General features: G+C 51.1%; 7 protein-coding genes. 5 read left to right on the forward strand and 2 right to left on the reverse strand.

What is annotated here, in order from left to right; translation table 11 throughout:
• Positions 1 to 66: 66 nt before the first annotated feature.
• On the reverse strand, positions 67 to 2,352 hold the full coding sequence (gene nrdA, locus BEB54_RS00985; protein WP_001075170.1) for a class 1a ribonucleoside-diphosphate reductase subunit alpha: 2,286 nt from the start codon (positions 2,350 to 2,352) through the stop codon (positions 67 to 69).
• Between the two features lie 127 nt (positions 2,353 to 2,479).
• Here nrdA and ypaB point away from each other — a divergent pair, with 127 nt between their 5' ends.
• Both ypaB and yfaL read left to right on the forward strand, forming a co-directional pair.
• The gene (gene ypaB, locus BEB54_RS29665) at positions 2,480 to 2,623 is read left to right on the forward strand and encodes a protein YpaB (RefSeq protein ID WP_001300064.1); all 144 of its coding nucleotides are present in this window, start codon (positions 2,480 to 2,482) and stop codon (positions 2,621 to 2,623) included.
• 424 nt (positions 2,624 to 3,047) lie between these two features.
• On the forward strand, positions 3,048 to 6,806 hold the full coding sequence (yfaL, locus tag BEB54_RS00995; RefSeq protein ID WP_105276923.1) for an AIDA-I family autotransporter adhesin YfaL/EhaC: 3,759 nt from the start codon (positions 3,048 to 3,050) through the stop codon (positions 6,804 to 6,806).
• A gap of 139 nt (positions 6,807 to 6,945) precedes the next feature.
• Here the strand turns inward: yfaL and ubiG are convergent, their stop codons facing one another.
• Positions 6,946 to 7,668, reverse strand: a complete 723-nt coding sequence (ubiG, locus tag BEB54_RS01000; protein ID WP_105276844.1) for a bifunctional 2-polyprenyl-6-hydroxyphenol methylase/3-demethylubiquinol 3-O-methyltransferase UbiG — start codon at positions 7,666 to 7,668, stop codon at positions 6,946 to 6,948.
• A gap of 146 nt (positions 7,669 to 7,814) precedes the next feature.
• Here ubiG and gyrA point away from each other — a divergent pair, with 146 nt between their 5' ends.
• The 3 genes from gyrA (at position 7,815) to BEB54_RS01015 (ending at position 12,897) form a co-directional block, all read left to right on the forward strand.
• Positions 7,815 to 10,442, forward strand: a complete 2,628-nt coding sequence (gene gyrA / locus BEB54_RS01005; protein WP_001281242.1) for a DNA topoisomerase (ATP-hydrolyzing) subunit A — start codon at positions 7,815 to 7,817, stop codon at positions 10,440 to 10,442.
• A 146-nt stretch (positions 10,443 to 10,588) separates the two neighbouring features.
• Positions 10,589 to 12,277: a DUF2138 domain-containing protein gene (locus BEB54_RS01010; protein WP_105276845.1), complete on the forward strand. Its 1,689-nt coding sequence runs from the start codon at positions 10,589 to 10,591 to the stop codon at positions 12,275 to 12,277.
• Positions 12,274 to 12,897 carry a DUF1175 domain-containing protein gene (locus BEB54_RS01015; protein ID WP_001328405.1) on the forward strand — a complete coding sequence of 208 codons (624 nt, stop codon included), beginning with the start codon at positions 12,274 to 12,276 and terminating at the stop codon, positions 12,895 to 12,897. Before BEB54_RS01010 ends, BEB54_RS01015 begins: the two co-directional genes overlap by 4 nt.
• Positions 12,898 to 12,903 lie beyond the last annotated feature (6 nt).

Here is a 12,903-nt window from a genome sequence, read left to right on the forward strand (position 1 = left end):
TATCAGGCCTACAAAACCGAGCCGTAGGCCGGATAAGGCGTTCACGCCGCATCCGGCATCTCAATATCAGATCTTACATGCGCCGCTTTCGCAGCCATCGTCCTGGATTGACGGCACCAGATCGTCTTGTGCGTCTTCAGCACCGTCACGGGTGTTCTGATAATACAGCGTTTTGACCCCGAATTTGTAGGCGGTGAGCAGGTCTTTCAGCAACTGCTGCATCGGCACTTTTCCTGACGGGAAGCGTGATGGATCGTAGTTGGTGTTAGCAGAGATCGACTGATCGATAAATTTCTGCATGATACCCACCAGTTGCAGGTAGCCATCGTTACCCGGCATTTCCCACAGCAGCTCATAGGCGTCGTGCAGATGCTCGTAGTCCGGCACCACCTGGCGCAGAATACCGTCTTTCGACGCTTTGATGCTGACGTAACCACGCGGCGGTTCAATACCGTTAGTAGCGTTAGAGATCTGCGAAGAAGTCTCTGACGGCATCAGAGCAGAAAGCGTGGAGTTACGCAGGCCGTGCGTTTTGATTGACTCACGCAGTGCTTCCCAGTCGTAATGCAGCGGCTCATTAGCGATGGCATCCAGATCTTTCTTATAGGTATCGATCGGCAGGATCCCTTTCGCGTAAGTGGTTTCGTTAAACCACGGGCACGCGCCTTGCTCTTTCGCCAGCTCATTAGAGGCTTTCAGCAGGTAATACTGAATAGCTTCGAAGGTTTTATGCGTCAGGTTGTTGGCGCTGCCGTCGGAGTAGCGTTTACCGTGCTTCGCCAGGTAGTAAGCGAAGTTGATCACACCAATACCCAGCGTACGACGACCCATCGCTCCACGTTTGGCGGCCGGGATCGGGTAATCCTGATAATCCAGCAGCGCGTCGAGTGCGCGTACTGCCAGAATCGCCAGCTCTTCCAGTTCATCCAGGCTATTAATTGCGCCCAGGTTGAAAGCAGACAGCGTACACAGCGCGATTTCACCGTTCTCGTCGTTGACATCATTCAGCGGTTTGGTCGGCAGGGCGATTTCCAGGCACAGGTTAGACTGGCGCACTGGCGCGATGGCCGGATCAAACGGGCTATGGGTATTGCAGTGGTCAACGTTCTGAATATAGATACGACCGGTAGACGCACGTTCCTGCATCATCAGCGAGAACAGCTCAACGGCTTTCACACGCTGCTTGCGGATGCTGTCGTCTTTCTCATATTTGGTGTACAGGCGTTCAAACTCTTCCTGATCGGCGAAGAACGCGTCGTACAGCCCCGGTACGTCGGACGGGCTGAACAGGGTGATATCTTCACCTTTCAGCAGACGGGTATACATCAGTTTGTTGATTTGTACCCCGTAGTCCATATGACGCACGCGGTTGCCTTCAACCCCACGGTTGTTTTTCAACACCAGCAGGCTTTCCACTTCCAGATGCCACATCGGGTAGAACAGTGTTGCCGCACCGCCGCGCACACCGCCCTGAGAGCAGGATTTCACCGCTGTCTGGAAATGTTTGTAAAACGGAATACAGCCGGTGTGGAATGCTTCGCCACCGCGAATCGGGCTACCCAACGCACGAATACGCCCGGCGTTAATGCCGATCCCGGCACGCTGGGAAACGTATTTAACAATCGCGCTGGAGGTGGCGTTAATGGAATCCAGGCTGTCGCCGCACTCGATCAGTACGCAGGAGCTGAACTGACGAGTCGGGGTACGCACGCCGGACATGATTGGCGTCGGCAGCGAAATTTTAAATGTGGAAACCGCGTCGTAAAAACGCTTCACGTATTGCAGGCGCGTTTCACGCGGGTAGTTCGAGAACAGGCACGCAGCAACCAGAATATAAAGGAACTGGGCGCTCTCATAGATTTCGCCGGTCACGCGGTTCTGTACCAGATATTTGCCTTCCAGCTGCTTTACGGCAGCATAAGAGAAGGTCATATCACGGTCGTGATCGATAAACGTGTCCATCTGCTTGAACTCTTCTTCCGTGTAGTCTTCCAGCAGATGATTATCGTATTTGCCCATCTCGACCATTTTCACCACGTGGTCGTACAGCGCAGGCGGCTCAAACTGGCCGTAGGCTTTTTTACGCAGGTGGAAGATCGCCAGGCGCGCGGCGAGATACTGATAATCCGGCGCATCACGGGAGATCAGGTCTGCGGCAGCCTTGATAATAGTTTCGTGGATGTCAGAGGTCTTGATACCGTCATAAAACTGAATGTGGGAGCGCAGTTCGACCTGGGAAATCGAAACGTTATGCAGTCCTTCTGCCGCCCAATCCAGAACGCGATGGATTTTGTCGAGATTGATGCGCTCTGTGCTACCGTCGCGCTTTGTCACCAGCAGATTCTGATTCATGTATGTCGTACCTGTTTTTGGAATTCTTTCCGCAATAGTTTCATGCAGACTACCTGTAGTGAGGGAAGCTGCTTAGAACACTATATATAGGGGGTATGTTTGGGATTCACTGCAAGATAGTGTGAAAATGGCCCTCTTGCAAGTGCATAACTTTGTGGATAACTCAGGAAGGAAAAAGTGGCTTTCGCGCACCTTAGGTCAGACAAGGTGTCCGGGAAAGTCAATGGGAAGAGAAAAATTTGTTAAAAATAACTGTTCGGCGATTTCTTGAACGGCAGAATAGTATGGGTAAATTGATATAGATGGTTTATTAATCTTGTTGCTAATGATTGCCAAAATTGATCTAAGCACGAATCATCACATAATCTGATGTATCAGTTGTGGTCAATATATAAGCGAATGTAAGCGATTGTTGAGTCGGAAATGGTTGTTTTCTATTCGGTTATTGTTAAATATCAAGCCAATTTGTTACTTTTGCATATATTATAAGAATATTATTTATTACTTTAATTCAGTTTAAATATAACCGATTTACCTTAAGGTTATTAATTTGAATTATGACACACTGATATTATTCATCAAATAATAACAAAATAGTCATTGCGCCGGGTTGTACAATTTACAAAAGAAATATACCCCATAGCGCATAATGCGATTAAATACGCCGTCTTATAGAAAATGATGGTTAGATGAATATGCGGATTATCTTTCTACGCAAGGAGTATTTATCTTTACTCCCGTCAATGATTGCATCTCTTTTCTCTGTTAACAGTATCGCGGAGGTTTTGGATTCATGCCAGGGATATGATATCAAAGCGAGCTGTCAGGCCAGCAGGCAAAGCCTTTCAGGCATTACGCAGGACTGGAGCATCGCCGATGGGCAATGGGTGATTTTTTCGGGTATGGCCAATAATGCCAGCGGTGGCGCCGTATTTTTGCAACAAGGAGCGGAGTTTTCTCTATCGCCAGAAAATGAAACTGGAATGACTCTGTTTGCCAATAATACTGTCTCAGGAGAATATAATAATGGCGGGGCAATATTTGCTAAAGAAAACTCAACGCTGAATCTTACTGATGTTATTTTTTCCGGTAACGTCGCAGGCGGCTATGGTGGCGCAATCTATTCTTCTGGTACTAATGATACTGGTGCCGTCGATTTACGTGTCACTAACGCCATGTTTAGCAATAACATCGCTAATGATGGCAAAGGTGGCGCAATTTATACCATCAATAATGATGTCTATTTAAGTGATGATGTTTTTAATAATAACCAGGCATATACATCAACAAGTTACAGTGATGGCGATGGCGGTGCAATCGATGTCACCGATAATAATAGCGATATCACGCATCCGTCAGGTTTCACAATAATAAATAACACCGCATTTACAAATAACACTGCCGAAGGTTATGGCGGGGCAATTTATACCAATAGCGTGACGGCTCCCTATCTTATTGATATTTCTGTTGATGACAGCTACAGCCAGAACGGCGGTGTGTTAATCGATGAGAACAATAGCGCAGCAGGCTATGGGGATGGTCCTTCCACTGCGGCGGGCGGCTTTATGTATCTCGGCTTAAGTGAAGTTACCTTTGATATTGCCGACGGAAAAACGCTGGTTATCGGCAATACAGAGAATGATGGAGCTGTTGACTCTATTGCTGGTACCGGGTTGATCACCAAAACAGGTTCCGGCGATCTAGTACTTAATGCAGATAACAATGACTTTACTGGTGAGATGCAGATTGAAAACGGTGAAGTTACCCTGGGTCGCAGCAACTCCCTGATGAATGTCGGAGATAATCATTGCCAGGACGATCCGCAAGACTGCTACGGTCTGACGATAGGGAGCATTGATAAGTACCAGAATCAGGCAGAGCTAAATGTTGGCTCCACCCAACAAACCTTTGTGCACGCATTGACGGGCTTTCAGAATGGCACTTTAAATATCGATGCTGGTGGCAATGTTACTGTTAATCAAGGCAGTTTTGCTGGCACCATCGAAGGTGCTGGTCAGCTCACCATTGCGCAAAACGGCAGCTACGTGCTGGCAGGGGCGCAGTCGATGGCGCTAACTGGCGATATAGTCGTTGATGATGGCGCGGTGCTTACGCTAGAAGGCGACGCGGCAGATCTCGCCGCTCTCCAGGACGAGCCGCAGTCGATCGTGTTAAACGGCGGTGTGCTCGATCTCTCTGATTTCTCCACCTGGCAGAGCGGCACATCATACAACGATGGCCTTGAAGTCAGCGGCAGCAGCGGAACGGTTATCGGCAGTCAGGATGTGGTAGATCTTGCAGGCGGAAACGATATGCATATCGGCGGCGACGGGAAAGATGGCGTCTACGTGGTGGTCGATGCGGGTGATGGGCAGGTCAGCCTGGCAAATGACAATCAATACCTCGGCACAACGCAAATTGCTTCCGGTACGCTGGTGGTGAGTGACAACTCGCAGCTTGGAGATACCCACTATAACCGCCAGGTTATCTTTACCGATAATCAACAAGAAAGCGTGATGGAGATTACTGCTAATGTCGATACTCGCTCTACAACGGTTGAGCATGGGCGTGATATTGAAATGCGCGCCGACGGTGAAGTGGCAGTTGATGCGGGGGTAGACACGCAGTGGGGCGCACTGATGGCTGACAGCAGCGGGCAGCATCAGGATGAGGGTAGCACATTGACTAAAACGGGTGCTGGCACCCTGGAGCTGACCGCCAGCGGTACTACGCAGTCTGCGGTACGTGTTGAAGAAGGTACCCTGAAAGGCGATGTTGCGGATATTTTTCCTTATGCTTCGTCGCTGTGGATTGGTGACGGAGCAACGTTCGAGACTGGCGCAGATCAGGATATCCAGTCTATTGATGCGACTTCCAGCGGCACTATCGACATCAGTGATGGCACCGTTTTGCGCCTGACGAGTCAGGATACTTCCGCCGCACTGGATGCCTCGCTGTTTAACGGCGACGGTACGTTGGTGAATGCCACCGATGGCGTGACGTTGACAGGCGAGCTTAATACTAACCTGGAAACTGACAGCCTGACCTATCTTTCCGATGTGACGGTTAATGGTGATCTAACCAATATGTCCGGTACAGTCAGTCTGCAAAATGGCGTCGCTGGCGATACGCTCACGGTAAACGGTGATTACACCGGCGGCGGTACGTTGTTTCTCGACAGCGAATTAAACGGCGATGACTCGGTAAGCGACCAACTGGTGTTGAACGGCAATACCTCGGGTAACACGACCGTGGTGGTTAACCCCATTACCGGCACTGGTGAACCGACTTCTACAGGTATTAAAGTGGTTGATTTCACTGCTGATCCCACGCAATTTCAAAACAATGCGCTGTTTAGTCTTGCGGGCAGCGGCTACGTTAATATGGGAGCGTATGACTACACGCTGGTGGAAGATAACAACGACTGGTATCTGCGATCGCAAGAAGTCACTCCGACGCCGCCGCCCGATCCGGACCCGACTCCAGATCCTGATCCCACGCCGGATCCTGATCCAACACCCGACCCGGCTCCAGCCCCTACGCCTGCCTACCAGCCGGTGCTGAACGCCAAAGTTGGTGGCTATCTCAATAACCTACGTGCGGCAAATCAGGCATTTGTGATGGAGCGACGCGATCACGCTGGTGGCGATGGTCAGACGCTGAATTTACGTGTTATCGGCGGAGATTATCATTACACGGCGGCAGGGCAGTTGGCCCAGCATGAAGACACTTCTACGGTACAGCTTAGCGGCAACTTGTTAAGCGGATACTGGGGCGATGATGGCCAGTGGATGCTAGGGGCCGTGGGCGGCTACAGCGATAACCAGGGTGACAGTCGATCAAACATGACCGGAACTCGCGCTGATAGCCAGAACCACGGTTATGCCGTTGGGCTGACCTCAAGCTGGTTTCAGCGCGGTAGCCAAAAACAGGGGGCCTGGCTGGATAGCTGGCTGCAATACGCGTGGTTTAACAATGATGTTTCCGAACATGAAGATGGCGTGGATCATTACCACTCATCGGGGATTATCGCCTCGCTGGAAGCCGGGTATCAGTGGTTACCGGGGCATGGTGTGGTGATTGAACCACAGGTGCAGGTGATTTATCAGGGTGTGCAGCAGGATGATTTTACCGCTGCTAACCATGCGCGGGTATCGCAATCGCAGGGCGATGATCTTCAGACGCGGTTGGGGATACACAGCGAATGGCGTACCGCTGTTCATGTCACACCAACATTAGATCTGAATTATTATCACGATCCCCATTCGACGGAAATTGAAGAAGATGGCAGCACTATCAGTGACGATGCGGTGAAGCAACGGGGTGAAATAAAAGTGGGAGTCACGGGCAATATCAGTCAGCGAGTGTCCCTGCGCGGCAGTGTGGCGTGGCAGAAAGGGAGTGATGATTTTGCCCAGACGACAGGGTTTTTGTCGATGACGGTGAAATGGTAATCGCTGTCTGACCATCACTATTGCCGGATGCGGCGTAAACGCCTTATCTGGCCTACGGGAGCATTTGTAGGCCTGATAAGACGCGGCAAGCGTCGCAACAGGCATTAGCGCGCTTGCCGGATATATCCGACCAACAATCTCACTTATTCTGCGTGTGCAGCATATAGTTCACATCGACGCCGGGGCCGAGCTTAAAAGTATTAGTGATCGGGTTGTAATGTAGCCCGGTTATATGTCGCTCTTTAAGGCTTGTCTGATCTACCCAGCCAAGCAGCTCTGCCGGTTTAATGAACTTCTTCACATCATGCGTGCCTTTGGGCACCATGCGCAAAATATATTCAGCACCAACCACCGCCATCAGCCATGACTTGCCGTTGCGGTTGAGCGTCGAGAAAAAGACATCACCACCTGGTTTCACCAGTTGCGCACAGGCTCTGACCACTGACTGTGGATCGGGAACGTGCTCCAGCATCTCCATGCAGGTCACCACGTCATACTGCCCGGCATGTTTTGCCGCGTGCTCTTCCACGGTTTCCTGCACGTAATTCACCTGAATGCCACTTTCCAGTGCGTGCAGCTTTGCCACCTGCAATGGCTCAAAGCCCATATCCAGACCGGTCACCGTCGCGCCTTCGCGCGCCATACTCTCGGCCAGAATGCCGCCGCCACAACCGACATCGAGCACCTTTTTGCCAAATAAACCGCCAGCACGCTCGGCAATATAGCCCAGACGCAGCGGGTTAATACGGTGCAGCGGTTTGAACTCACCTTCCAGATCCCACCAGCGGGAGGCGACGGCTTCAAATTTAGCGATCTCTTCGTGGTCTACGTTAGGGGTTACCGGCGATTTTTCGGCATTCATTGGCACTTCTACTCCGTAATTGGCAAGACAAACGAGTATATCAGGCATTGGATGTGAATAAAGCGTATAGGTTTACCTCAATCAGCGCGGCTGTGTTATAATTTGCGACCTTTGAATCCGGGATACAGTAGAGGGATAGCGGTTAGATGAGCGACCTTGCGAGAGAAATTACACCGGTCAACATTGAGGAAGAGCTGAAGAGCTCCTATCTGGATTATGCGATGTCGGTCATTGTTGGCCGTGCGCTGCCGGATGTCCGAGATGGCCTGAAGCCGGTACACCGTCGCGTACTTTACGCCATGAACGTACTAGGCAATGACTGGAACAAAGCCTATAAAAAATCTGCCCGTGTCGTTGGTGACGTAATCGGTAAATACCATCCCCATGGTGACTCGGCGGTTTATGACACGATCGTCCGTATGGCGCAGCCATTCTCGCTGCGTTACATGCTGGTAGACGGTCAGGGTAACTTCGGTTCCATCGACGGCGACTCTGCGGCGGCAATGCGTTATACGGAAATCCGTCTGGCGAAAATTGCCCATGAACTGATGGCCGATCTCGAAAAAGAGACGGTCGATTTCGTTGATAACTATGACGGCACGGAAAAAATTCCGGACGTCATGCCGACCAAAATTCCTAACCTGCTGGTGAACGGTTCTTCCGGTATCGCCGTAGGTATGGCAACCAACATCCCGCCACACAACCTGACGGAAGTCATCAACGGTTGTCTGGCGTATATCGATGATGAAGACATCAGCATTGAAGGGCTGATGGAACACATCCCGGGGCCGGACTTCCCGACGGCGGCAATCATTAACGGTCGTCGCGGTATCGAAGAAGCTTACCGTACCGGTCGCGGCAAGGTATATATCCGCGCCCGTGCGGAAGTGGAAGTTGACGCCAAAACCGGGCGTGAAACCATTATCGTCCACGAAATTCCGTATCAGGTGAACAAAGCGCGCCTGATCGAAAAAATTGCGGAACTGGTAAAAGAAAAACGCGTGGAAGGCATCAGCGCGCTGCGTGACGAGTCTGACAAAGACGGTATGCGCATCGTGATTGAAGTCAAACGCGATGCGGTCGGTGAAGTGGTGCTCAACAACCTCTACTCCCAGACCCAGTTGCAGGTTTCTTTCGGTATTAACATGGTGGCATTGCACCATGGTCAGCCGAAGATCATGAACCTGAAAGACATCATCGCTGCGTTTGTTCGTCACCGCCGTGAAGTGGTGACTCGTCGTACTATTTTCGAGCTGCGTAAAGCTCGCGACCGTGCTCATATCCTTGAAGCATTAGCCGTGGCGCTGGCAAACATCGATCCGATTATCGAACTGATCCGTCATGCGCCGACGCCTGCAGAAGCGAAAACGGCGCTGGTTGCTAATCCGTGGCAGCTGGGCAACGTTGCCGCGATGCTCGAACGAGCGGGCGATGATGCTGCGCGTCCGGAATGGCTGGAGCCAGAGTTCGGCGTGCGTGATGGTCTGTACTACCTGACCGAACAGCAAGCTCAGGCGATTCTGGATCTGCGTTTGCAGAAACTGACCGGCCTTGAGCATGAAAAACTGCTCGACGAATACAAAGAGCTGCTGGATCAGATCGCAGAACTGCTGCGTATTCTTGGCAGTGCCGATCGTCTGATGGAAGTGATCCGCGAAGAGCTGGAACTGGTTCGTGAACAGTTCGGTGACAAACGTCGTACTGAAATCACCGCCAACAGCGCAGACATCAACCTGGAAGATCTGATCACCCAGGAAGATGTGGTCGTGACGCTCTCTCACCAGGGCTACGTGAAGTATCAGCCGCTTTCTGAATACGAAGCGCAGCGTCGTGGCGGGAAAGGTAAATCTGCCGCACGTATTAAAGAAGAAGACTTTATTGACCGACTGCTGGTGGCGAACACCCACGACCATATTCTGTGCTTCTCCAGCCGTGGTCGCGTCTATTCGATGAAAGTCTATCAGTTGCCGGAAGCCACTCGTGGCGCGCGCGGTCGTCCGATCGTCAACCTGCTGCCGCTGGAGCAGGACGAACGTATCACCGCGATCCTGCCGGTGACTGAGTTTGAAGAAGGTGTGAAAGTCTTCATGGCGACCGCTAACGGTACTGTGAAGAAAACCGTCCTCACCGAGTTCAACCGTCTGCGTACCGCTGGTAAAGTGGCGATCAAACTGGTTGACGGCGATGAGCTGATCGGCGTTGACCTGACCAGCGGCGAAGACGAAGTAATGCTGTTCTCCGCTGAAGGTAAAGTGGTGCGCTTTAAAGAGTCTTCTGTCCGTGCGATGGGCTGCAACACCACCGGTGTTCGCGGTATTCGCTTAGGTGAAGGCGATAAAGTCGTCTCTCTGATCGTGCCTCGTGGCGATGGTGCAATCCTCACCGCAACGCAAAATGGTTACGGTAAACGTACTGCGGTAGCGGAATACCCGACTAAGTCGCGTGCGACGAAAGGGGTTATCTCCATCAAGGTTACCGAACGTAACGGTTTAGTGGTTGGCGCGGTGCAGGTAGATGACTGCGACCAGATCATGATGATCACCGATGCCGGTACGCTGGTACGTACTCGCGTTTCTGAAATCAGCATCGTGGGCCGTAACACCCAGGGCGTGATCCTTATCCGTACTGCGGAAGATGAAAACGTGGTGGGTCTGCAACGTGTTGCTGAACCGGTTGACGAGGAAGATCTGGATACCATCGACGGCAGTGCTGCGGAAGGGGACGATGAAATCGCTCCGGAAGTGGACGTTGACGACGAGCCAGAAGAAGAATAATTTCATCGCCTCATGCCAAAAGGGAGTTATCTCCCTTTTTTGAATTGAAGTCCAGGCTGCAAAGTCTGGGCTTTTGTCGTATTAGGGCGCGGTAAAGTTTTGCTGTACCCATAAAAAATGGCTGGCTTTACACAAGGAATGTGGCAATGGGTAGTGAAAAAAAGGCGAAAGGCTTGCGGTTCTATGGTCTTGTGGGTTTTGGCGCAATAGTACTGCTTTCCGCTGGTGTCTGGGCATTGCAATATGCTGGTAGTGGGCCAGAAAAAACGTTGTCGCCGCTGGTGGTACACAACAATCTACAAATCGATCTCAATGAGCCGGATCTCTTTCTCGATAGCGACTCTCTGAGCCAGCTTCCCAAAGATCTTCTCACTATTCCTTTTCTTCACGATGTTCTAAGCGAAGATTTCGTTTTTTATTATCAGAACCATGCCGACCGTCTGGGCATTGAAGGCAGCATTCGCCGCATTGTCTACGAACACGATCTCACACTAAAAGATAAGCTCTTTTCGTCACTCTTAGATCAGCCCGCGCAGGCGGCGCTATGGCACGATAAACAAGGGCATCTTTCTCATTATATGGTGCTGATCCAGCGAAGTGGTTTAAGCAAGCTGCTGGAGCCATTGCTGTTTGCCGCTACCAGCGACAGCCAGTTAAGTAAAACGGAAATCAGTAGTATTAAGCTAAATAGTGAAACCATCCCGGTTTATCAGTTGCGCTATAACGGCAATAACGTCCTGATGTTCGCAACTTATCAGGACAAGATGCTGGTGTTTTCCAGCACGGACATGCTGTTTAAAGATGATCAGCAGGATACCGAAGCCACGGCGATCGCAAGTGATTTGTTGAGCGGTAAAAAACGCTGGCAAGCCAGCTTTGGCCTGGAAGAGCGTACTGCCGAAAAAACGCCAGTACGCCAGCGCATCGTGGTCAGTGCAAATTTGCTGGGTTTTGGCTACCAGCGATTAATGCCTTCTTTTGCTGGTGTGCGCTTCGAAATGAGCAATGACGGCTGGCACAGTTTTCTGGCGTTAAATGATGAATCCGCAAGCGTAGATGCCAGTTTCGATTTTACGCCGGTATGGAACAGTATGCCTGCAGGGGCCAGCTTCTGTGTGGCGGTGCCTTATTCACATGGTATTGCTGAAGAGATGCTTTCCCACATCAGCCAGGAAAACGACAAGCTCAACGGGGCGTTAGATGGTGCAGCCGGGCTGTGCTGGTATGAAGATTCAAAATTGCAAACTCCGCTGTTTGTCGGTCAGTTTGATGGCTCTGCCGAACAAGTGCAATTGCCAGGAAAACTGTTTACGCAAAATATTGGTGCGCACGAAAGCAAAGCGGCAGAAGGTATATTGCCAGTAACCCAGACGCAGCAGGGCGAAGCGCAAATCTGGCGTCGCGAAGTGAGTTCCCGATACGGTCAGTATCCGAAAGTGCAGGCAGCGCAACCAGATCAATTAATGTCGGATTATTTTTTCCGCGTGTCGCTGGCGATGCAAAACAAGACGATGCTTTTCTCCCTCGATGACACGCTGGTCAATAACGCGTTGCAAACACTGAATAAAACCCGCCCGGCAATGGTGGATGTGATACCCACTGAAGGCATTGTTCCGGTCTATATCAATCCACAAGGCGTGGCGAAACTGCTGCGCAACGAAACGCTGACCAGTCTGCCGAAGAATCTCGAACCGGTTTTTTATAACGCCGCACAAACTTTATTAATGCCGAAGCTGGACGCTTTATCTCAACAACCGCGTTATGTCATGAAGGTGGCCCAGATGGAACCCGGTGCCGCCTGGCAGTGGCTACCCATTACCTGGCAGCCACTATGAGGCACGGGCTGCTGGCGCTGATTTGCTGGCTGTGTTGTGTTGTTGCTCATAGCGAAATGCTGAATGTCGAACAATCGGGGCTGTTTCGCGCCTGGTTTGTACGTATTGCACAGGAACAGCTTCGCCAGGGGCCAAGTCCGCGCTGGTATCAGCAGGATTGCGCGGGCCTGGTGCGATTTTCGGCGAACGAGGCGCTGAAAGTTCACGACAGCAAATGGCTAAAAAGTAACGGTATAGCAAGTCAGTATTTGCCGCCTGAAATGACGCTAACACCTGAACAGCGTCAACTGGCGCAAAACTGGAATCAGGGGAACGGAAAAACCGGCCCCTATGTGACCGCGATTAATTTGATTCAGTACAACAGCCAATTTATTGGCCAGGACATAAACCAGGCGTTGCCTGGCGATATGATTTTTTTCGATCAGGGCGATGCCCAGCACTTAATGGTCTGGATGGGGCGTTACGTCATCTACCACACCGGAAGCGCCACGAAAACTGACAACGGAATGCGCGCAGTCAGTCTGCAACAACTTATGACATGGAAGGACACCCGATGGATACCCAACGATTCCAATCCCAATTTCATTGGCATTTATCGTTTAAATTTTCTGGCGCGATAGCAGCGT

The sequence above is a fragment of the Escherichia sp. MOD1-EC6021 genome (assembly GCF_002965245.1).
GTDB classification, from domain to species: Bacteria; Pseudomonadota; Gammaproteobacteria; order Enterobacterales; family Enterobacteriaceae; genus Escherichia; species Escherichia coli_F.

Excerpts from the sequence above, each read along its gene's own strand:
- yfaL (WP_105276923.1), top strand. The coding sequence starts at position 3,048 with ATGCGGATTATCTTTCTACGCAAGGAGTATTTATCTTTACTCCCGTCA.
- gyrA (WP_001281242.1), top strand. The coding sequence starts at position 7,815 with ATGAGCGACCTTGCGAGAGAAATTACACCGGTCAACATTGAGGAAGAG.
- nrdA (WP_001075170.1), bottom strand. The coding sequence starts at position 2,352 with ATGAATCAGAATCTGCTGGTGACAAAGCGCGACGGTAGCACAGAGCGC.
- ypaB (WP_001300064.1), top strand. The coding sequence starts at position 2,480 with ATGGCCCTCTTGCAAGTGCATAACTTTGTGGATAACTCAGGAAGGAAA.
- BEB54_RS01015 (WP_001328405.1), top strand. The coding sequence starts at position 12,274 with ATGAGGCACGGGCTGCTGGCGCTGATTTGCTGGCTGTGTTGTGTTGTT.
- BEB54_RS01010 (WP_105276845.1), top strand. The coding sequence starts at position 10,589 with ATGGGTAGTGAAAAAAAGGCGAAAGGCTTGCGGTTCTATGGTCTTGTG.
- ubiG (WP_105276844.1), bottom strand. The coding sequence starts at position 7,668 with ATGAATGCCGAAAAATCGCCGGTAACCCCTAACGTAGACCACGAAGAG.